The following is a 22,263-nucleotide window of genomic DNA, read 5'->3' as shown; positions in this document are numbered from 1 at the left end:
CTCTGCGGGGTTTGCACAAAGGGATAAAAAGGATGGATAGCATGATTAAAACTCATCCTGGGGAGTTTCTGATAAGTTGACGGAATTGCGCCATAGGAGCTTTCCGCATGTCCCGTCGTCTTCCTCCTCTTTATGCCCTCCGCGCATTCGAAGCAGCGGCGCGACATAGCTCGTTTACCCGCGCCGCCGAAGAGTTGTCGATCACGCAAAGCGCGGTCAGTCGGCACATTCGTACGCTCGAAGAGCATTTCGCCTGTCGGCTGTTTCACCGTAGCGGGCGCAATCTGCAATTGACCGAGTCGGCGCGGCTGATCCTGCCGGGCATTCGCGAAGGCTTCACCGCGCTCGAACGCGCCTGCAATACCTTGCGCGCCGAAGATGACATCCTGCGCATGAAAGCCCCGTCGACCCTGACCATGCGCTGGTTGCTGGCGCGACTCAGTCGTTTCCGACACCTGCAGCCGGGTAATGAAGTACAACTGACCAGCGCCTGGATGGACGTCGACTCGGTGGACTTCAACCATGAACCGTTCGATTGCGCCGTCATTCTCAGCAATGGGCATTTTCCGCCGGACTGGGAGGCGAGTTTCCTGTTCCCGGAAGAACTGATTCCGGTGGGAGCGCCGAATCTGCTGAAGGATCAACCCTGGGATGTCGCGCGCCTGGCCCATGCCGAACTGCTGCACCCGACGCCGGACCGGCGTGACTGGCGCAACTGGCTGGAGCGCATGGGGCTGACCGATCAGGTGTCGCTCAAGGGCGGGCAGGTGTTCGATACGCTGGAGCTGGGCATGATTGCCGCCGCTCGGGGTTACGGCGTGTCCATGGGCGATCTGCTGATGGTGGCCGAGGATGTGGCCCAGGGACGTCTGAGTCTTCCGTGGCCGACCGCCGTCGCCAGCGGTGAGAATTATTACCTCGTCTGGCCGAAAACACGCCCCGGAGGTGAACGTTTGCGTCGTCTCAGCGATTTCCTGCAAAGCGAAGTGCGGGCCATGCAGTTGCCGGACGTCGAGCACTTGGGCTGAATCGATAGAGCCCCTGAAGTAGCGGCCTTGAGCCATATCCCGGTCAGAGACTCAAGTATTCAGCTTTGCCGCCGAAAATCTGCAGATGGAACCTTCGTGCAGGTTCGACGCAATTCCCATTATTAGAAATTTTGCTGAGCGGCCGATCACGGAAGATCAAGCTGTTCGGCCAGGAGCTGTCATGTCTCAACCTCGTGCCCGGATCGCCTCACAGCTTGGTCTCGCGCTCGCCGTTATTCTGGCGATTGTCATCAGCGGCAGTACTTTGTTCGCCTTGCGTTCGCTGGACACGGCCAACCTCGCCACCCGTGAGGAGCACCTGGCCAGTGAAGCCCGCTTGCTGGCCGATCAGTTGAGTACCTTTCACAGCACGTTGCGTGAAAGCACCCTGCGCCTTGCCGGATTGTTCGAAAAGCGTTTCAGCGGCGGGCTGAGCGTGCACCCGGATGCGCCGGTGAACGTGGCGGGCACACAGACGCCGGGCCTGCAACTGGGCGGCGAAGTGCTCAACAACAACTTCAAGGAAGTGGACGAGTTCAAGCAGATGACCGCCGGCGTGGCCACGGTATTCGTGCGCAGCGGCGAGGACTTCATTCGAGTCAGTACCAACGTCACCAAACAGGATGGCAGTCGTGCCATTGGCACGGTTCTCGATCATGCGAACCCGGCTTACGCCCGTTTGATGGCGGGGCAGAGCTTCGTCGGACGGTCTCTGCTTTTTGAACGCTACTACATGTCGCAGTACACCCCGGTACGCGACAGCGGCGGCAAGGTCATTGCCGTGCTGTACGTCGGTTTCGATTACACCGACGCGCAAAAAGCCCAGTTCGAAAACCTCAAGCGTTTCCGCATCGGCAAGACCGGTTCACTGGCGCTGCTCGACGAGCAGAACAAATGGCTGGTGCCGATCGCTGGCGTGCAAGGGCTGGATAAAGCCGTTCCAGCCATCACCGCTCTGGCGAAAACCCCGAGCGAGGGCGGTTTCTGGAGCGACACTTCCGAAGACTTCTACAGTGTTTCCGTGCCGTTCCAGGATGGCCCGTGGTCGGTCGTAGCGAGCATGCCGCAGCAGGAAATCAGTGCGGTGACCTGGAGCGTCGGCATTCAATTGGCGATTGGCAGCCTGCTGGCGATGTTGATCGCGGTCGGTTCGGCAGTCTGGCTGCTGCGCAGCAAACTCGCGCCGCTGGGTGATCTGGTGCGTCAGGCCGAAGCGCTGGGGGCCGGCGACCTGAGCGTGCGCCTGAACGTGTCGAGCAACGACGAAATCGGTCAGCTGGCCCGCGCCTTCAACCAGATGAGCCAGGCGCTTTCGACGATGGTCGAGCACATCCGCCGGGCCTCGCAGGAAGTCAACAGCCGTGCCCAGGCGCTGTCCGGTCTATCGGGCGGTGCCTACGAAGGCATGGAGCAGCAGTCGGGTGAAATCACCAGCATGGCCGGTGCCGTGGAAGAGTTCAGCGCCACTTCGTTGAACATTGCCGACAACATGGGCAGCACCCAGCGTCTGGCCCAGGAAAACGCACAGCAAACCCAGATCGGTCGTACGTCGATGGACGAAGCGTCCTCGTCGCTGGAGCAGATCGCTGGCGCGCTGAACAGCACCGCCACAGTGATCAACACCCTGGGGCAGCGCTCTCAGGAAATCGGCGGCATCGTCGGCGTGATTACTTCGATCGCTGAACAGACCAACCTGCTGGCGCTCAACGCTGCCATCGAAGCGGCGCGTGCCGGTGAGCAAGGGCGCGGTTTTGCGGTGGTCGCCGATGAAGTGCGCAACCTGGCTTCCCGCACTCGCCAGGCCACGGACGAAATTTCCGGGATGATCCAGAGCATCCAGCAGGAAACCGGCAATGCCATCAGCACCATGGAACAGGGCAATGTCCTGATGCAGGAAGGCTTGTCGCGCAACGCCAACGTCGCTTCGGCACTGGCGCGCATCGATGAGCAGAGCCGCTCGGCCGGTCAGCAGTTCGCGGCGATCACCACCGCGACCCAGGAGCAGAGCAGCACCGCAACCTTGCTCAGCAGCAACCTGCAAAGCATTGCGCTGGCAAACAGCGAGCAGCGGGAAGTGGTGTCGAACCTGGCTGTGACCGCCAAAGAGCTGGAGAGCCTGGCGGCAGAATTGCGCCAGGAGGTTGACCGGTTTCGTTGAGGCGCCCCTGAAATAGCCTTCGTCGGAACGCCGCCCGGAGCAAGCTTGCTCCTACAGGAAATGTGGCGTTCCACATTGTTGTGAACGACGCTAAACCTGTGGGAGCGAGCCTGCTCGCGATAGGGTCATCGCAAATTACGGATCTGCCGATCAATCACACTTGGCGTTGCTCGACACTTCCTTGCTCGCCAGTTTCAGCTGCTTGCCCAGCTCTGCCGCGTTGGTGCTGCTGTAAACCCGGCCACCGGTGTTTTCAGCGATGCAGCGGGACGGGCCACCGGCGCCGATTTTCACCACGTTGACCCGCAGACGCGGTTGTTGCTTGGCGATTTGGCGGGATACCGCGCAAACATCCTTCTGGCAGCCATCCTCACCGTCGACGAACATCACAATCACCGCATCGTTGTTGCGCCCGTCAACGGTGCTTGCCGCGTAGGCCAGGCTGTCGGCCAGCGGTGTGCCGTCGTTGGGTACCAGGCCCTGAATCCCGTTGATCAGCCGTGACCGGTCGGCAAACTTGAACACACCCTGGTCCGGTGTGCGTTCGCAGCCTTGGAAGGTGATCAGGCGCGTGTCGATCTTCGGGTCCAGCCCGTTGATCATGCCGGCCAGCGATTCCTTGGCGACGTCCATGCGGCTGGGTTTGGCGAAAATCTGCATGGTGCGGTTCGCATCCAGGTACTTGTTCAGCTCATTGCCGAAGAACCAGTCCTCATCGGCTTTCACCGATTTGATGTTCAAGTCCATCGAGCCCGAGGTGTCGAGCACCACCACGAATTGCGGGATCTCTGCGTTGGGCGCTTTTTTGCGGCACGCAAAGTTGTCCAGCGTCGGTGCCGGAGGCGGTGCGGCCACCACCGGTTTTGGTGGCGGAACCGGCTTGGGTTCCGGGACGGGTTCCGGTACCGGTTCTGGTTCAGGAGCCGGTACAGGCTCCGGCTCTACTACTGGCTCGGGAATCGGTTCGACCGGTTTCTCGATCGGCGTAACGATTGGAGCGACCGGCTCGACCGGGACCACTTTTTCCCGGTGCATGAACCACCAGTAAGCCCAGAGCGCCAGTAGCAGTAACAGCAGCGCCAGCAACGCGGCGGCGATCCACCAGCCACGGCGCGACGGTGCCACGGCGGCGGCCACCGGAGCCAGTGGAACCACCGGCGGCGGCACTGGTTTGGGCGGGCGCTGGTTCCAGCGCACCACCAGCGGTTCACCGTTGAGGCTGTAGAGTTTGTCCAGCTCGGGCGCGCCGAGCAGGCTGCGCAGGTCTTCCGCTACCGTGGGCTGACCGCGTTTTTGCAGTTCGTCCGCCAGCTGTCCGAGGGACGTCTGACGCACTTCATAGGTTTCCAGCAATCGCCGTCGAGCGTCCTCGTTGAGGTCTGCATAGGGCGTGGGTTGGCCACCCAGTTCGGTCCACCATTCCAGCACCTCGCCGCTGCCCATTCGCGGGATGGCGAAGAGGCTGGCGACGGTTGGCGGAAAGTGTTTCTGGATGAGGGCGACTTTGGCTTGCAGCGCACTCATCCCCTCCTGTGTGGCTTGCGCATCCCTGATGACCCGCTGCATGACGTCGATTCCTGAAAAGGCTGCAGGTCTCCGGCGGGAGACCTGCGGGGTGAAAAGTTACTCTTCGTAGCCGAGACTGAATTGCAGTTGATTGACCTTTTTCTGCAACGCCTTCAACTGCTCCTGCTTGGCGGCCAGGGTCGCCGGCGAGGACTTGGTCACGGGCGCAGCCTGCGAGTCCTTCAGTTGCTGTTCGAGCCCGGCGATCTGCTTCTGTACCTGGCCTTCATTGCCACGCCGGGCCTTCAGCGAGGTCAGCAATTTGCTCAGCGACTGGTTCAGTTCAGCCTGGGACTTCTGCTGGCTCGCCAGGTCGGTCTTGGTGCTGAGCTGCTGGGCCTGAATGTTTTCGTAGACCTGGCGGAACATGGCGTTTTGCTGACGGGACTCGGCCAGGGCCTGTTCCTTCTGCTTGACCTGATCGCTGTAACCGCCGGAGTAGTCGCAGTTCATCTTGGTCAGCATGCTGCTGTCGCGATTGGTCGCATCGCATTCGCCCGGCTTCGTTGCGCAACCGCTCAGGGCGAGGACGGCGGTGAGGACCGCCAGCTGTCGTAGCGTCATGTGTTTAACCCAGAGTGATTGCGGAACGCTGGCTGTAGAGACCGTCGACTTCCTTCTGCAGGGCCGCGACTTTCTCGTTCATTTTCAGGATGCTCACATCCACCTGCTTCATCTCGGCGCTGGAGCCCTGGGCGCGTTCGGCATCGGCCACTTTGGTGTACTCGGTGACTTTGCTGCGCATGTTGCCGAGGTCCTTGCGCAGACGCGCGATGTTCGAATCGATCTCGGCGATTTGCACCTGGGCCTTGGTCTTGTCGACTTTCTTGCTGGCGATGTCCTGTTTGATCTGGGCGATGCGTGCCTGGTCATCCTTGATCACTTGCTGAGCGGTCTCGGTGCGGGCGATCACATTGCGCGTGTCTTGCTCGACGTCGCTGTTCATCTTCGCCAGGCGGGTAGTGGTGTCGGAGTATTCGCTGCGACGTTGATCCAGATAGTAGTTCGCGCCCATGGCCACGCCACAGGCGGTAATACCGGCGGCGATGGCGCAGACCGCCTTGTTGCTGCTGTTGGACAGCGCGCAACCGAGGATGCCGACACCGGCGCCGACGGCGCAGGCCTGGTAACCGGACTTGCTGAAGAACTGCGCGTCATTGCCCTGGGTCAGGCGTGGGTCTGCGCCGTCGCTACCACCGAGCATCGAGCTGCCGGTGTTGGCGCAACCGGTCAGCAACAGGCTGCCGGCAACGACGAATGCGATCTGTAGCTTGAAGCGAGTCCAAAGGCTGCGCGACATGGTGAAACTCCTTGGTGACGGTGTTGGCGTTGTTATTGAGTGACGGTCTTGCAGCTGGTCAGCCAGGCCTCAGTGTCGATCTTCTGCTTTTGCAGGAAGGTCTTCTGATTGGCCCAGTGCGTGCGCAAGTAGGGTTTGAGGTCTTGAAGCTGTTTGTTGCGGGTGATGATTTCTTCCATCACCGGAACCTGTGCCTCGAGCAATGGCTGACCGTACAAGGTCGCCGACTCCACCAGGCTGCTGGCGTAGTAGCGGCTGAGTTTGTGCAGGCGATCCTTCTGCTCGTCGAGTTTGCCCTTGCGCATGTCGCAGCTGGCGTCTTTGTCGGCGGCTTCGCAATTGAGCTTGTAGTTTTTCTGCAGGAAGTCCACGTACTGGCCGTCGTCGAGCATCTTGGTGCACAGGAACGCACCCAGATTGAGGCTGGCGCGAATCGCCTGGTCGCGGGTTTCTTCCTGCTGCTGGTTGCTGGCGCGCAGCTGGTTTTCCAGGGCCTGGAGTTTTTCCTTCAGCGCCTTGTCTTCAACGCCCGAGGCCAGGGTGTTCAGCGACTGGACCGTGCCTTTGTCGGCCGATTCGGTTTCCTTGCTGCCGGTACCGAGCTTCTTCCAGCTGTTTTCAATGCTCGCCACGCGTTCGCGAGAGGTCAGGGTCGGCGAGACCAGCACCAGGCGCAGGCCAGTAGTTTTGTTTTTCACCTGGCCTTCGGCGTTGTAGTAAGGCTCTTCCTTGCGCAACCCGGTGCGCAGGTCGGCCTGGGCCGTCAGGTAGTTGCCACCGCGTACGACATAGCCGCCGGCCTGGCCGTGCTGGCGATCGAGTTTGTTCAGGCGGAAGGGCTCGAACATCATCTCGTCGACGTTGCCGAGCATGTCGTGCAGGCCCAGCGGGTTGGGCTTTTGCAGGCCGGACAATTGCAGTTTTCCGTTGGACGACTGCGCCCCGGCGAACCACTCGTAAGCGTTGATGCCGTCGGGCATCGGGTAGCGCGTATCGCGGAATTCCGCGGCGCCGACTTCCAGGCCACCCCGTGCGGCGAACTCCCACTCGACTTCCGTCGGCAAGCGCAGGAAACCCAGGGCGCCGTCTTCTTTCGGCAGCTTGTCGGCCGCATTCTTGCGCAGCCACAGGTTGTATTTGTCAGCCGCTTCGACCGCTTGCACCCAGCTCACAGCCACTTGAGGCAGGCGCATCTTGGTCGCAGCGGTGGGGCAGGTTTCGTCGGTCAGCGCGGCGTACTGCAACTGACTCATCTCGTACTTGGCCATCAGGTAGTAGCGGGATTTGTCGTTCTTGGCGCCGGTGAAACTGCCGGCGATAAACGTCGGTCGGGTCTGTTCGACGTAGCCGTATTCCGCGCCGTCCTGACCGATGTTGATCGGGTAGTCGTCGAGCGGCCCGGCGACCGGGATGAACACTTTGCGGAACACCATCGAGCCTTCGCACGGCATCGGCAACACGACGTCGCTGGCTTCGGGCATCGGGTTGTAATACTTCTCTTCCCAGCCCGCCGCCGAGGCGTCGAGCAAATAGCCCAGGCTCAGGGGCAACAGCAAGCCAAAACGTTTATAGCTCACGCAGACTCTCCGCAGGTTGGATGCTGATGGCTCGCACGGCGCCGATCACGGCCACCAGTGCAGCGACCAGAAAGGTCAGGAGCAGGGCAGCGAGGCCATGCCAGAGGGTGATGTGGCAAACAAAGGTGCCGGTGGCCTGGCTGCTGCCGAGCAGGTAATCGAACAGATGACTGCCGACCGCATAAAACCCCAATCCGCCGAGGTACCCGGCGAGGCTCAGCAGCAGCGCTTGCAGAACCACGAAACCGCCGACCGCCGTGCGCTTGAAACCCAGCAGGCGCAAGACCGCGAGGCTTTTGCGCTTACGGTCGATGTTGGCCAGGAACGCGCCGACCATCGACGCGACGCAACCGATCAAGGCCGCCAGGGCGATCACCCCGAAAATCAGTCCCAGCACATGGTTGATGGCTTTGACGTTGTCGATGTCGGCCAGACGGCTCGAGGTCTCGATGTGTTGTTCGTTGAGCCAGCGCTCCAGCGGTGCGACCTGATCGATGTCGTGTGCATAGACGCGAGCGCGGGCATACAGCGGTTGCAGATCGCCCTGAGGCTTGCCGGTGCCGATGCCGAACGTGCTGACCTGATAACCATCGCGAAAACGCTCCAGGTCCAGCAGCAGCGGAGGGGCGACGAACCCGGCGGCGCGGCCGAAACGGGCGCCATCAAGAATCGCCAGCACGCTCAATGTCATCTCGCCGCGCTCATTGACACCTTCCAGGCGACGCAGCACGCGCAGTTGCACGCTGTCACCGACCTTGGCCTGCAAGCGTTGCGCGGCGCGGGCGCTGAGGATCACCTGGTGGCCGGTCGGGTTGAGTTGCGGCAGGTTCAGTTGCGGGTCGCCGGGTTCGGTGGCGATGATTTCCGCGCCTTCGACAAAGCGCTGCATACCGATCAGCAAATCTGCCTGGGTGTTGAGCGAGCGTGTCTGGCCGAGGGCAAAACCGGTTTCGGGACGCTGGCGCAGGCGCTCGATCCAGGCGCTGTCGTAATTGCCGTTGCTGAGCATTTTTACTTCAAGGTTGCGCGGATCGCGCAGCAGTTCGTCCTGCAGCTGGCTGACCACCCCGTGCTTGAGGCCGAACAGCAACAGCAACGGCGCGATCACCGCCACCAACGAGGCGGCGATGCACAGTGACACCTTGCGGTCGTGCCACAGGTCTTGGAGGGCCAGCGTGCCCAGCAGGCGAAGGCGGTCAATCCATCGGTTCAAACAGTGTCTCTCCCTGACGGCTGACAGCGCCGAGCCGTGGCAAGCCGAAATCCTTCAACAAGGCCCAGTCATGGGACACCACCAGCGCACTCAGGCCCATGCTCGACACCAGGCTCAGCAGCAACTCAAACAGGCGCCGCGCACTGTGCGGATCGAGCGCGGCGGTCGGTTCGTCAGCCAGCAGCAGCTGCGGTTCATGGGCAATGGCTCGCACGCAGGCCACGCGCTGCCGCTCGCCGATCGACAACGCCTGCGGGTGTTTATCCAGTAATCCTTGCAGCCGCAGGACTTCAACCGCGTGGTCGATGTGCGCACTGTGCGCCGGCATGCCGAGCAAGCGCCGTGGCAGGCTGATGTTGTCGCGCACACTGAGAAACGGCAGCAGGCCACCGTTTTGCAAAATGAACCCCAGGTGTCGCGAGCGCACGGCGGCCAGCGCCGGTTGATTGTCCGTGGCGAGCAATTGGGCGATGTCCTGACCCTGTGCGGCGCCCAGGCGAAAGCGCCCAAGCTCGACCGGCGCCAGCAACAGGCCGATGGCTTCGAGCAATGTGCTTTTGCCGCTGCCGCTCTCGCCGGTGATGGCGAGGATTTCACCGGCGCCGACCTGCAAGTTCGGCAGGCGCACGTGGTGGGCCAGCGCGCCTTCACCGCGGCGCACCAGCAGGTTCCTGATATCGAGCATGGGCGTCTCGTTAAGGCATCATTTCCAGAGGCACGGGGTAAACGTTGTCCCGTGCATCGCTGTCCTTGGCTAACGCCACCCAACGGTCAACGTCGGCGTTGTAACGCTGGTAGTGCCGCAGTTTGGTGTTGAGCGTGCGGATGAATTTTTCCTGCGCCAGCCCGTCCCAGCTCTTCCAGGTCTCTTCATCCAGGTTCAGCACTTCGCTCTGGTACGGCAGGTCTTCGAGGTACTCGCCGAGTACGCCCATGTCCGCCAGTTTGGCGTTGCCGTTCTGCTTGAGCTGATTCGGATCGGCGCCCATGGTCGCCGCCACCGAGCGCAGCCGGTCGAACATTTCCGTTGGCGAAATCAGGCCTTCGTTGGCGGCGTCGAGGATCTGCTTCATCACGTCGCTCAAGTCGCTGAGCTGGGACTTGGTCAGCAGCACCCGCACGTCGGTGGTCGGGATGTTCTGCTTGATCAGGTCGCGGTCGGTGATCCACGCCTTGAACACCGGCGGGGCCTTGCTGTTGGTCTTCTCGCCCAGGTAGGCGAGCTGCATGGCGTGGCCGATCAGCGCGGCGTCTTCGAGCATTTTCTTCTCGGCCGGGTCCTGCTTGGCGTTCGCCGCGCTGCCGATGGCGTCTTCGCCCATGTAGGCGGCTTTCACCTGTGTCGTGATCGCGGCGGCCAGTGTGTCGACCTTGCGCCCGAACTCCTGCACATCACCCGCATTCACCGGGTAGTACAGGGAGGTGTTGGTGCCCGGGTAAGTCGACAGATTCTGGTACTGCGTCTCGGCCTTGGCGTGATCCTTGATGCCGGCCGGGGTCTTCAGGTGCAAGGTGTAAATCGCCACGCCGGGGTTGGCCGCTTCAATGCGCACCTGTGCAGCACTCAAACCGGTTTTCGACAGTTTGTCGTCACCTTCGATGGCGCCGGCGTCGGTGATCAACACCACGTAGCGCGCACCGAACTGGCTCCAGTCGACCTTGTCGATGCTCTCCATGACGCCGGCAAAGGCATCCTCATCGAAGCTGCTGCTCGACACCTTGGCCTGTTTGAGGTCAGCGATCTTGGCGAAAAAGTCGGCACTGTCTTTCACCTTGGTCGGGTCGGCGTACATCTTGGTGGTGTATTCCAGCCCCGGCACCGCCTGGGTATTGGAGCGGAACGCCACCAGGCCGAACTTGACCTGCTTGCCGAGGTTCTGCGATTCGATCTGCTGATACACCTTGCGGATCGCTTCGCGGGTGCGGTCGATGTAGGGGTCCATCGAAATCGTCGAGTCGATGACAAACACCACCGCCGCGCTGAATTCCTTCAGTTGGCTGGCTGCCTTGTCTTCGGCCTCCTTGCCGCCGGCCGCGCTGTTGGCTGCACCGCTCTTGGGGTCTTTGTCGTCGGGCTTGCTGACCGAGGCGACGTTGAGCAGACGCGTGCGGAAGCCGCCTTCGGTCATGACTTCTTCGCCGCTGAGCACGGGCAACAGGTAGAACTGCTTTTGCAGGTCAACGAAGTATTCCGGCTCTTCGGCCAGTACGCCGGGCGCTGGCTTTCCTTTTTTCAGTGCGGCGCGCAGCGGGGCCACTTTGCTGACCGGGTCCGGCGCATCGAGAATGCCTTCGACCGTGGCGCGTTCCTTGAAGAACAGCAGCCGGTCACGGTTGGCCGGGTTGGTGAAGGCCAGGGTCAGCTGCATCTTCCAGTCGGTGGTGCAACTGGCCGGCAGCCAGCCGATGGTTTTGCCATAGCTGTCGGGGCCGACTTTCAGCCACTCGGCGTTGCCCGCCTGGGCACGTTCGTACACGTAGAAGCGGCTGAATACCGGTTGCGCATCACCCGCAGCGCCGCCTGCTGTCGGGCTGATCTTGCAGCCCGGCGTGGTCAGCACCCGTTGGAACAAGGTCTTTTTACCGGCCTGGATCAGCGGTTTGTCATCCGCTTGGGACAGCGGGCTGATGCACAGCGCCAACAGCGCGGCGCTGCTCAGCAGAAAACGACTCACGGGCGAACGCATCACTTCTGCAATTCCTCGAAACGTTGCTTGGCTTCGGCGTTGTTCGGGTCCTGGGTAAGGATCGTTTCGTACCAGTAGGCAGCGGTGGCGTTGTCCGCGACCGGGAAGCACTTGCTGGCCTTCAGGTATTTCGGGTCGTATTCGCGGGCATAGGCATTGGCGATCAGCGCGTCACCGGCCTGGGCACGGTTGGCGTACAGACGCTGGGCGACGCCGCAGTGTTCGCCGGCCTTGGCTTCGTTGATGATCTCCAGCAGCTTGGCGCTGTCGGGTGCCGCCTTGATGCAGGTCTGGACGAAGGTCAGTTCCGGCAGGCTGTTCATGCTGTCCAGTGTGCAGGCTTGTGCGTCGGCGCTGGCCGGTGCGGTGGCCGCGACCGCGGGGACTGGTGCCGGCGTGCGTTTGTAGAACCAGAACCCGGCCGCTGCCGCCAGCAGCAATACCACCACAAGCGCCAGGCCGATCAGGCCTTTGTTGCTTTTTTTCGGTGGGGGCGGAGGAGGGGTGTAGGCAGGCTCGTTGGGCACCGATTCCAGTACGATTTCCGGTTCGGCGGTCGGCAGGATCAGCTCGGGTAACTCCGGGATTTCCGGTGCTGGTGCTGTTGGAGCATTCAGATCCGCGCCGCCGTACGTGGAGCGCGTCTGGCCGCCGGCCGTGGATGGCAGCAGGCCTACGCCTGGACGGACCACGCCTTTGTCGGCGTGCGCCAGGCTCTGCTCACGCAGCTCGATCTGGAATTGCGAACTGGCGCTGCCTTCCAGCAACGGGTCGACCACTTCCGGGCCAACCTGGGCTTCAAGGGCTTCGCCGCTGGCGGCGACATTGAAGCGCGACACCTTGAACCAGAACGGGTTGTTGCTCCAGGCCTGTTGGTCCTGGAGGTAGAAACCGTCCTGGTTACGCTGAATGGAGAACTCCAGCTGTTCTTCGCCACCCTGCCATTTCTTCACAGTAAGGCAGGCCCGGCCAGGCACGTTGGGTTCAAGGGCGAGCAGGTCGACACGAATTGGCATTGCTTATCTCGCTGCGAAGGCTGTGAGCACGTGGCCCAGCCGTTCGTTCTGTTCAGGGGTGATTTCGCGACCGGCACCATGGCCGGCGTTGTCCTGTGTGATGTAGGCCAGGCCCGAGAGCCAGTCGCCGAGAAACCGTTGCGCCTGGTTCGCCGGTTGCGGTGGCAACTCCGGCACCTGTCCCGGACCGATGTCGGTATAGAACGAGAACAGGGGGGCTTTGGCACCGGCGCGGCTGTTCGGCCGTTCGCTGACCGGTTTCTGGATGTAGCCGAACCACGACACGAAATCGCGCAGCACGCGTTGCACTTCCAGGACCTGGCGTTCGACCAGTTGATCGCGCCGCGCGCCGCTTTGTGCACGCTTGAGCACCGCGCGGCTCAGTTGGCCCGGCAGGTCCTGGCGATAGCCGGCGGTGATCAGTTCGTCGACCACGGCTTCGAGCAAGGCCTTTTCCAGACCCAGCAGATTGAGCAGGCTTTGCCGGGTGGTCAGTTCACGCAGGTGCGCGATCCAGGCCTTGAACGCGGCTTTGGCAAAACGGTGTTCGTTGCTTTGCAGCTCTGGCGCCGCGGCGACGGTTTTGCTGCTGGCCGGCGGACTGTCGGCGCCGGTGTCATCACCGAAATCGAAGTCGAAACCGGCGTCGCTTCCGTACAGGCTGTGGCTCGGCGTCGGGGCAACCGGTTCGTCACTGGCGGCGGGCTCGTCGTCGGTTTCGTACACGCCGCTGAGGTACAGGTCACGCACCTCTTCGCTCGGCATGTCGAGCTGATCGATGAGTTCGCCCAGCACCGCCGGACGACGGCCCAGGCCGGTCAGAATCATCTGTGCCTGGGCTTTCTTCGCGGCGGCGGCGCCGTCCCCGTCAGCGTGATACCAGGTGCTCAGACCGTGGGTGGTCAGGCCTTCGAGGCATTCGTCCAGCTGCTCGCGGATGCGTTGCAGTTTGAATTCGATATTGGCCACGCCCTTGAAACTGCCGCTGAAGTGGCTGATGCCACCGTCATCGTTGCGCAGCATTTCCTTCCAGGTGTTGGCGGGATTGTTGACGTGTTTGCACACCAGGGCGTTGCTGGCGAAGCTGGTGCCCAGCGCATCGACGCGTTCCTGGTAACTGGCGTTGATCCCCGTTTCCGCACCGCTGGCGTCCTGGACGATGAACGCCGCGTCCATGCGCGGTTTGCGCACCAGGAAGGTGTTCTGGAACGGCGTGCCGGCCCAGTCGTTCATCCAGCTCAGGCTGCCGAAGCGCTCCAGCATGGTCAGCTTGACCATACCGTTCCAGCTCTCGTCGTACTGATCGGGCGTCAGGCTCAGGGAGTTGGTGATGCGCAGGTCGAGCATGGTCAGTGCCCAGATCAGGCCGGTGTCGCGTTTGCTGCGAGCGGCCGAATCGGCGCCTTGGGTCTTTTCGATCCAGCGGGTCAGCACCGGGCCGACGTCGTTGACGTCGCTCTGTTTGGTCGAGCCGGTGCACACCACCAGCGCGTTCATTTCCTGGTTGTCGGTGTAGCGTTCAAACAGGTACGCAACCTTGCCGCGCAGAATCAGTTGCGAGACGGAGTTGTCCTTGGTGGCGGACTCGGGATCGTTGGAGTTGGCGATCTCGTGCAGCTTCTTGCGTCCGCGATAGCCGGGGAAATCGAGCAGGTCGACCTGGTTGACGATGTCGTCCGCCGGGGCCTCGATCAGGCAGAACGTCATTTCCGCCGTGAGTGCCGCCAGTTGTGCAACCGCAATGCCCTGGCTGTTTTGCAGGCGTCCGTCGACCCGTGGTCGCACGTCGATCGGCAAATCCCGCGGGCTGCCGAAGCGCTCGAGGATATCGACGTTCATGATGCTGTCGCGCTGGCTGTAGGTGTCGTTCTCGAAACTCACCAAGGCCTTCAATGGCGCAAACACGGTCTCGGGCAGTCCCAGCTTGTGCAGCGCCCCCGCCAGTTGCTGGTAAACGCGCGTCAGTTCGCTCTGTTCGCCCCAGAGGATGGCGAACAGCTCGGCACGCTCCTGGAAATTCAGGCGCGGCGCGAGCTGCAAGGCTTTCGGCCAATACAGGTGCTCGAGTTTTTTCACCGAGTTACGGAAGTTGTCCCGCAGGTAATCCCACAGCGACACCAGGTCGTCGGCACTGACGCCCGGCTGCAACGGTCCGGTCTCGCGGCCTTCAAACGGTTTCAGCACACGCTGGATGCGCTCTTCATCGATCTCGTAGGAAATCCGCTCAAGGTCGAAATCCTTGAACCAGGAGTTGGCGAGAATCTTCGCCAGCTCGATTTCCTTGAACAGCGTCAGCTCCACCGGGAAATCCCGGTCCGGGCTCGGTGTGGCCCGACGGCTGAAGCGCGTCACCAGGCCGGTGGCTTCCTTGCCGCCACCCACCGGGTTGATGTGCTTGATGAAGTCCAGGCGCTGTCCGCCGAAATCGGTTTCCAATTTGCCGTTCTGCCCGGCCGCGAGGGCCGAGATCAGGTAGGACTTGCCCGCCTGCGACAAACCGAAAAAGCCGATGGTCATTGGCGTGCAGGCCACGCGACCGAGGCTGTGGGCCAGGTTGCGGGCACGATGCAGGCGGATGTTCAGGTTGTCGGCTTCGCTGTCCAGACGCGGTGCGTTGACGCGGGTCTGGCCAATCCACTCCAGCGCCTGACCGGCACCTTCATAAACAGCGGCCCAACGGGTAGAGAGCTGATGTTGATCGGGGGTCAGGTCATTCATTTGCGTTTCACACTTCCACTGTCGAGCCAGTACTTGGTCTCGCTCAGGCCGGCGTCGAGCATGGTGTTGAGTTCCAGCTCGAGGTCGCTGCGCGGGTTGAAGTTGACGTTGCTGCTGTTGGATTCGATGTCACGGACCGAGAGGCGGTCGCTGACCAGATCCTGCTTGCGGGTGTATTTGTCCGCCGGCTTGACCTCGAAGCGCACCTTAAGCAGCGGCGCGCTGCCGTTTTCACCGATCGCCCGGGAGAACTTCTCCCGCCCGGCCTTGGTGAAACGCAAGGTGTACAGCGGAGAAGCGGCCCAGCGGTCGGCGGCCAGCTGACGGAATCCGAGGCGCAGATCGCCGCGCATTTCCAGTTGTGGCGTGTCGGCAGCGTCGCCCGTGCCGATTTCCGGCAGCTTGATTTTGTAGTCTTCGGACTGGATGTCGCGGTACAGCACGTCGGCATCCTTGATCACGTTGTTCAGGTCGATGACACCGATGTGCTTGACCGTCGAATAAGGCTTGAGCGCCGAAGAGCGGAAGTAGAAGTTCGGCACGCTGTGATTGGCGCACAGCAGGCACAGCATCGCGCCGACCGAAGCAGTGCTTTTCGGGTCGTCGATGCGGCCGTTCTTGTGGAACGGGTACCAGCCGCCGGTGCGGTAATTCTGCAGCGCGAGGATACGTCCCGGTGGCAGCGGCAGGACCTTGCGGATGAACGCCTGGATGCCGGGCAGTCGCGAAGGGCGGCCGGTCAACAGCAGGACGTCGCACGGGTAATGCGCGACCACTTCACACAACGCCCCGAGGATCTTGGTGATGTTGATCTGATCATTGAGGAACGCGGCGTGGAGTTTTTGCAGGTCGAAGCTGATCGGCGCTTCGTACAGGTCGAAACCGTTCTGACCGCCGACATCGCGGCGCACGGCGGCGTTGACGTAATCGAGCACGGTCTGGCTGATCGCGTTGTCGCCCAGCAACTGGCGATAGCTTTGCGGGCTGACTTCCTGCGGGACTTGCGGATCGTAATGCTCGTAGGCCTTGAGCAGCGCCAGGCCCAGCGGTGAGAACACCTGCAGGTTCAATTGCTGGCGCAGAATCATGTCTTGCGCACTCACCGATTCATCGCCGCACAGCCGCGACATCAGCGAATCCGGGGCTTTCACGCCGGCGTTCTGCAAGGCTTTCTCGAAGCTCGGCAGGATGAAGTCCTGAATCACGTCCAGCAGGATATCGTCACCGGCCACTTTGAAGCCATCGCGAAAACGCTGCTCGGGCACGATGTGCACGTTGCTGCCGCTACCGGTATTGCCGGCGCGGTCGAGGCGGTAGTCGGTGATCACCAGGTCAGTGGTGCCCCCGCCGATGTCGATGGTCGCCAGGGTGATGCGTTCGCGGTCGGTCTTGTCCGGGCGGGCGATGGTGTCGAAAAACTCTTCCGGGTGACCGGCGAAGTTCTCGTTGACCTCGGTGTACAGGTACACCAACTGGCCGCAGGAGGCTTCGTCCCATTCGACGCGGATGCTCGGGATCGGCGTGCGCGGGCTGACGGCCTGATCCTGATGCGGGTCTTCTTCGCCGGCGTGCCAGCCGAGGCTTTTCCACACCAGGCCGATGGCCTGCTGCATGCGTTCGTTGAGGATGCTGCGTTCTGCCTGCGGCATGCCCGGCGGCACGGTCAGCGTAATGCTGTTGAGTTGGCGCGGCACACGGGTGTGACCCTGGCGCGAGCGCTGGGCCGGGCTGTTGATCTGTGACAGGGCCTGGGCCAGGACCTCGGCGAGCATGAAGGTCATCAGCGAGCTGCGCGAGTAGCGCGGCATGAACACTGGCAGGCGATCGTCTTCTTCGAGGCTGTACAGCGCTTCGCCGGTTTCGTTGATCAGGTGCGAGAACGGCGCGGCGGTGGCGTACGGCTCGTTGTCGGTCTTGATGTACGAGCAGTTGAAGCGCCAGCCATGACCGTAGGCGTTTTCGTCCCACAGGTAACGTTTCGGGCTGGACAGGCCGGTCGAGCCTTCGGTGCCGCGGCGACGGCTGGCCAGACGGCTGGCTTCATTGCCGACGCGGGCAATCGTCGCCCACTGGAATGCATCATGCCGGCCGCTTTTGACTGAGCAGTGGTCCTTGCCGAAATACGCTTGGGCAAACTCGACACGGCTTTCGAACGGCAGATTGTAGGTGTGTTCGGGGGTGATCAGGTCACGCAGTTCCAGCACGTAATTCTGCTTCAGGCCCGAGCCGGCCTGACCGTGGTTCTCGATCAGAATGCCGCAGGTGCGCGAGTTGCCGACGTCCAGCACCAGGTCCACCGGAATCGGTTTGACCAGGCCGTTGCTGTCATTGGCGACCACTTTCAGTTCAGGAATCTCGACTTTCGGCCGGGCAGTCGACTGCTCCGCCGCTGATGGCTTGCTCAGCAGGCTCAGCAAGTTGAGGTAGTGCGCCAGGTGATAGTTGGCACGGATGTCGATGTCCAGTTCTTCGCGCGAACGGTGGGCATTGCTCTCGTTGAACACTTCGAGCAGCCATTCGTTGACCCATGGCTGGGCCAGGAACCAGCGGGTTTCACTGGCCTTGGTCGCGAGTTTGAAGGACACGCCGGAGCTGATGTCTTCTTCGTTCGGCGCCAGGTAGGCCGTGCCGTCGCGCTTGGGCATCACGCGGCTGTCGAACGCCATCGTCAGGCGATGGGTGTTGCCGTCGATATCGGGTGTCGCGAGCTTCACCAGACGCATGCGCGACCAGTTGCTCGGGCCTTCATCGAAGCGATGCGGCGGCATGAAGCGGAAAAACGGCGTCGGCAGCCAGACACCGTCCAGCAGTTCGAGGCTGCTTTTCATGTCGACGCTGAACGCCGGCTTGGCCTTTTCGACCTTTTCCGGCTCAGGCTCGTAGAAGTAGAAGTCTTTCTCTTCGTTGTACATCAAGCGGCAGATCAGCCCGCTGATCATCGGCGCGAACTCGCCCGCCGGTTCCTTGCGAGGATCCAGGCGCAGGGCGAAATCCATGAACTGGATACCGGTGTCACTGACGAGCGTGACGGTGTCTTCGAATTGGGTGACTTCAGGCAACATGTCGGGTTATTCCGTGCTTATTCGCCCATTTGCCGCATGGACATGGGGAATTGATCTTTTCCGTAACCGCCGGTGCAGTCCGCGACCGTGGTCGCTCCTTTGCGGCAATTGACCTTGGGCATGTCGTAAGTGCTGCCATCGGCGCAAACGGCCTGGCCCTGGCTGTCGATGGCCAGGCTGCCGCCCTTCATGGCGGCGCTCACCGGGCCGCTGCATTTCGAGCCGTCGGCCTGGTGCACGGTGACTTCGCCTTTACCGTCCTTGAACTGATATTCAAGACGCAGCGGCTTGCCGGTCCGGCGATCCTGAATACCGGCACCGGCGCGGTACTGACCGTCGAGGAATTTGGCGGCGCCGTCGGCGGCGTCCGGAGGAATGCTCAGCGCCGGGCCCGGTTTGGCCTGGGTGGCTGCCGGTTTCTCTGCGTCGAGAGGTGGGGCCCCAGGCGCTTCGGGTTTCGGCGGTGCCTGGTCAGGCGGTGGGGTGGCCGCTTCGGCTGCAGGGTCATTGGCCGGGTCGATCGCCGGGGCACCGGTGTCCTTGCCGTCGAGTGCCGTAGCGTCTACCTCAGGGGTACCAACTACGGGATTGCCCGTCGTTGTGCCGGAGATGGTGCCGTTCACTGGAACGCCATTCAACGTTGTGGCATTACCGGTCAGTTGCGGTTCTTCCAGCTGTTTTTCCACCGGCACGATGCCCGGTGGTAACAGATCAACCGCCACCAGAGGAATCGGAACGCAACCGCGCAAGCCGAGCAATAGCCACAACAACAGCAGCAGGAATGGCAGCAGCAATAGCCACCACCAGCGACGCCACCACGGACGAGTCACCGTCGGTACGAGCGGTGCGACCGGTGCAACGGCCGGCGCTTCAGCCACGGGCGGCAGGGTGAACACGGGTGGAACCTGATAGAGACAGTGAAGGGGATCGCGATTGCGGTCGGCGCCGGCGTGCTCGAAACCCCAGAAGGTCAGCACCGGTTTGCCCTGCACCAGGTAGACGAAGTTTTCGTCAGGGAAATGAATGACGCGCTTGAGCAGCTTGCCGAACACGGCCTTGTCGCCTTGCTGCTGTTCGGCCGGGTCGGTGCCCAGGAACCGCAGGCTCAAGTCATCGAGTGCCGTTTTCAGGGCTTCGAGTTGACGACGCGCAGGGGCGCGTTCTTCTTCGGTCGCGCTGCTCCACGGGATCACATCGCCGTCGAGGCCGCTGTACCAGTCGATCTGGTTACCCAGTTCATCGCTTTGCGGAATGGCCAGGTGATCGACCATCTCGGGGTTCTTGCGGCGAATCGCTTCGCGCAATTGCAAGGCCGCCCGGTAGACCGGTTGACCTGTTTCGCCCAGGGCAGTGAATGACCCGCTCTTACCGCTGCGTAATAGTGCCCCGCGCATCCAAACTCCATATGATCCGTTGCGCAAATGACGGGCGGAAATGCCCGTGCTTGCTCCTGCAATTAGCTGGCGACCTTAATGTCATAATGATGTCGCCGTCAATCAGCTGATGGTCCAAAACCGTATGAGACTAGCGTAAGAAAGCAGATGTTGCTTGAGGTCGTTGTCGTTGCGATAAAAACCTTTCAATGAGCACTGGGTCGATACTGCAATGCCTCCGCCAGATGTTGCCGGCTGATCCCGTCAGCCTGCTCCAGATCCGCCAGCGTGCGGGCGACCTTGAGCAAGCGGTGGGCCGATCGTAATGACAGCAGCAGGCGTTCACAGGCGGATTCCAGCCAGTTTTCATCGGCTGTGGATAACGTGCAGTGCTTGCGCAGGCCCGGCAGATCAAGAAACGCATTCGCGCATCCCTGACGCTTGTGCTGACGCTCTCTGGCATCGGCCACCAGAACGGCGGCGGTGGCCGTGTCGTCACCGGGTTTGAGTGCAGGATTCAGCGCCGTGGCTTCCCGGGCGACGGTCAGGTGCAGATCGATGCGATCCAGCAACGGTCCCGACAACTTGTTGCGGTAGCGCTGGACCATGTCCGGCGTACAACTGCATTTGCCGCTGGGTTCGCCAAGATATCCACAGGGGCACGGGTTCATCGCCGCCACCAATTGAAAACGGGCCGGAAACCTCACGCGATCCTTGGCGCGGGAAATCACGATGTGCCCGGACTCCAGCGGTTCTCGCAAAACCTCCAGCACCTTGCGGTCGAACTCCGGCAGTTCATCGAGGAATAGAACGCCATGGTGGGCGAGGGTAATTTCACCCGGTTGCGGCTTCGAACCGCCGCCCACCAACGCTGGGCCAGAGGCCGAGTGATGGGGCTGGCGGAAAGGCCTCTGCGGCCAATGGCTCAAGGGCACGCAACTGGTGACGGACTGAATGGCGGCGACTTCCAGCGCTTCATGTTCGGCCAATGGCGGCAGCAGTCCCGGCAGACGACTCGCCAACAGTGTTTTTCCAGTGCCCGGCGGCCCGCTGAACAACAGGTTATGCGCGCCCGCCGCCGCAATCAGCAGTGCGCGCTTGGCCGAGAGCTGACCCTGTACTTCGTTCAAGTCTGGATAAGGTTTGCTGGCATAGAGCAAACCGTTGGACACGTAAGGCGCGACCGGTGTGTGCCCGTTGAAGTGCGCCACCGCTTCCAGCAAATGATCCACCGCGATCACCTTCAGTCCCGACGCCAGGCACGCCTCCTCGGCATTCGCCCGCGGCACCATCAGTGAACGCCCGGCCTTACGCGCGGCCAGTGCGGCTGGCAGCACACCTCGCACGGCACGCACTGCGCCTGACAGCGCCAGTTCGCCCAGGCATTCCACGTCATCCAGTGTCAGCGTTGGCACCTGCACGCTGGCGGACAGAATCCCCAGTGCAATCGCCAGATCGAATCGCCCGCCGTCCTTTGGCAGGTCGGCGGGAGCGAGATTCAGCGTGATGCGTCGCGCCGGGAATTGCAGGCCTGAATTGATGATTGCACTGCGCACCCGGTCCTTGCTTTCCTTCACTGCCGCCTCGGGTAAACCGACCATGGTCAGCGATGGCAAGCCATTGGCCAGGTGGACTTCGACGGTGACGGCGGGCGCATCCACGCCGATTTGGGCGCGGCTGTGGACGATGGAGAGAGACATGGTCGTTCCTTGAGCTTTACGGGAAGCCGCTTCCTGCGGGTTTTTGAAGGGTAGTTGGGAGGTGATGGTTTCGCGTCGCGACGGGGGTGCCAAACTTTCACAGAATGTTGCGATTGTCTTTCTGGTGGGAAACGTAAGGAAATGGGGAATGCTAACGAAAAAAGTCGCTTGATGAGGTCTTTGCAGAACGTTGCCTGGAGCGATGAAAAATGTCGACGAAGGCTAAATCTAAGGCGAAAAAAAACCGCCTTTAGGAGGCGGTTTTTTTGTTTGCAGGCTTCGGTGAGGCCAAGGCCTGCAAATCCTCAACGGAAACACTCACTGGGTGAAGCCTATTAAAAATTGATCCTCCAGGCAAGCGTCAATAACGGTCTGCTATTGGTAGAAACCAACGACAGCGAGGAGTTGGAGAGGACGTTCGCAATATAATGATTTGATACAACTCGTTAGAAGTTTTGAACGGTAAGTATTGAAGGAACTGCGATAGCATTCGCGGCGATGAGGCTCGATGAGTAAGTGGTTCGCGAGGCGTGGCCGGGGGCGTAAAGATTTTTATGCTTCTCAACACGACGTGAGAATCGTGCCGGCTGTGGTTTTGAGAAGTCCACACCCGGCCGCCTCAATGGAAACACTCACCTGTATTCCCAAAGGTGCGCGTACACCGGAAAGTGCACTGGAGGTTTGGCCTCACGCTAGGAGGGCCAAAGTATGTCTAAGTTTCTTAAACATATGTGGAGCCTCGTTAGAAACGCGCTATGGGCTTTCCGCCTGTACGAGTTTCTGCGGGACCGCTGGAATAATCCGTTGTAAGGATTGACCCGGTGGAAATCGCTCCAGCTTCGGCTGGGGCGGTTTTTGATTTGTA

The 22,263-nt window shown here is 61.5% G+C and carries 14 protein-coding genes; 2 read left to right on the top strand and 12 right to left on the bottom strand.

What is annotated here, in order from left to right:
* Positions 1 to 107 precede the first annotated feature (107 nt).
* Positions 108 to 1,028: a LysR substrate-binding domain-containing protein gene (locus ACF6ZU_RS11870; RefSeq protein ID WP_392892606.1), complete on the top strand. Its 921-nt coding sequence runs from the start codon at positions 108 to 110 to the stop codon at positions 1,026 to 1,028.
* 181 nt (positions 1,029 to 1,209) lie between these two features.
* Positions 1,210 to 3,186, top strand: coding sequence for a methyl-accepting chemotaxis protein (locus ACF6ZU_RS11865; protein ID WP_392892604.1), 1,977 nt, complete (start codon positions 1,210 to 1,212; stop codon positions 3,184 to 3,186).
* Positions 3,187 to 3,336: 150 nt separating this feature from the next.
* Here ACF6ZU_RS11865 and ACF6ZU_RS11860 read toward each other — a convergent pair whose 3' ends face one another.
* The 12 genes from ACF6ZU_RS11860 to ACF6ZU_RS11805 all read right to left on the bottom strand — a co-directional run bounded on the left by ACF6ZU_RS11860 (position 3,337) and on the right by ACF6ZU_RS11805 (position 21,398).
* Positions 3,337 to 4,752: a VWA domain-containing protein gene (locus ACF6ZU_RS11860; protein ID WP_392892602.1), complete on the bottom strand. Its 1,416-nt coding sequence runs from the start codon at positions 4,750 to 4,752 to the stop codon at positions 3,337 to 3,339.
* A gap of 57 nt (positions 4,753 to 4,809) precedes the next feature.
* On the bottom strand, positions 4,810 to 5,316 hold the full coding sequence (locus ACF6ZU_RS11855; RefSeq protein ID WP_392892600.1) for a hypothetical protein: 507 nt from the start codon (positions 5,314 to 5,316) through the stop codon (positions 4,810 to 4,812).
* A gap of 4 nt (positions 5,317 to 5,320) precedes the next feature.
* Positions 5,321 to 6,052 carry a hypothetical protein gene (locus tag ACF6ZU_RS11850; RefSeq protein WP_392892599.1) on the bottom strand — a complete coding sequence of 244 codons (732 nt, stop codon included), beginning with the start codon at positions 6,050 to 6,052 and terminating at the stop codon, positions 5,321 to 5,323.
* 32 nt (positions 6,053 to 6,084) lie between these two features.
* Entirely contained in the window at positions 6,085 to 7,629 is a 1,545-nt protein-coding gene (locus tag ACF6ZU_RS11845) for an SUMF1/EgtB/PvdO family nonheme iron enzyme (RefSeq protein ID WP_392892598.1), read from the bottom strand.
* Positions 7,619 to 8,842 carry an ABC transporter permease gene (locus ACF6ZU_RS11840; RefSeq protein WP_392892597.1) on the bottom strand — a complete coding sequence of 408 codons (1,224 nt, stop codon included), beginning with the start codon at positions 8,840 to 8,842 and terminating at the stop codon, positions 7,619 to 7,621. The genes ACF6ZU_RS11845 and ACF6ZU_RS11840 overlap by 11 nt, the downstream gene beginning before the upstream one ends.
* The gene (locus ACF6ZU_RS11835; RefSeq protein WP_392892595.1) at positions 8,826 to 9,527 is read right to left on the bottom strand and encodes an ABC transporter ATP-binding protein; all 702 of its coding nucleotides are present in this window, start codon (positions 9,525 to 9,527) and stop codon (positions 8,826 to 8,828) included. The genes ACF6ZU_RS11840 and ACF6ZU_RS11835 overlap by 17 nt, the downstream gene beginning before the upstream one ends.
* A gap of 10 nt (positions 9,528 to 9,537) precedes the next feature.
* The gene (locus ACF6ZU_RS11830) at positions 9,538 to 11,529 is read right to left on the bottom strand and encodes a vWA domain-containing protein (protein ID WP_392893783.1); all 1,992 of its coding nucleotides are present in this window, start codon (positions 11,527 to 11,529) and stop codon (positions 9,538 to 9,540) included.
* Positions 11,529 to 12,545: a hypothetical protein gene (locus tag ACF6ZU_RS11825; protein WP_392892593.1), complete on the bottom strand. Its 1,017-nt coding sequence runs from the start codon at positions 12,543 to 12,545 to the stop codon at positions 11,529 to 11,531. The genes ACF6ZU_RS11830 and ACF6ZU_RS11825 overlap by 1 nt, the downstream gene beginning before the upstream one ends.
* 3 nt (positions 12,546 to 12,548) lie before the next feature.
* Positions 12,549 to 15,263: a putative virulence factor gene (locus ACF6ZU_RS11820; protein WP_392892592.1), complete on the bottom strand. Its 2,715-nt coding sequence runs from the start codon at positions 15,261 to 15,263 to the stop codon at positions 12,549 to 12,551.
* Positions 15,260 to 18,325, bottom strand: coding sequence for a virulence factor SrfB (locus ACF6ZU_RS11815; RefSeq protein WP_392892590.1), 3,066 nt, complete (start codon positions 18,323 to 18,325; stop codon positions 15,260 to 15,262). The genes ACF6ZU_RS11820 and ACF6ZU_RS11815 overlap by 4 nt, the downstream gene beginning before the upstream one ends.
* Before the next feature lie 17 nt (positions 18,326 to 18,342).
* On the bottom strand, positions 18,343 to 19,719 hold the full coding sequence (locus ACF6ZU_RS11810; RefSeq protein ID WP_392892588.1) for an SrfA family protein: 1,377 nt from the start codon (positions 19,717 to 19,719) through the stop codon (positions 18,343 to 18,345).
* 185 nt (positions 19,720 to 19,904) lie between these two features.
* Complete coding sequence (locus ACF6ZU_RS11805; RefSeq protein WP_392892587.1) at positions 19,905 to 21,398, bottom strand: YifB family Mg chelatase-like AAA ATPase; 1,494 nt, start codon at positions 21,396 to 21,398, stop codon at positions 19,905 to 19,907.
* Positions 21,399 to 22,263: the final 865 nt, after the last annotated feature.

The sequence above is a fragment of the Pseudomonas migulae genome, assembly GCF_043225285.1.
Lineage (GTDB): Bacteria > Pseudomonadota > Gammaproteobacteria > Pseudomonadales > Pseudomonadaceae > Aquipseudomonas > Aquipseudomonas migulae_C.
This window is presented reverse-complemented; position numbering and strand designations above follow the sequence as displayed.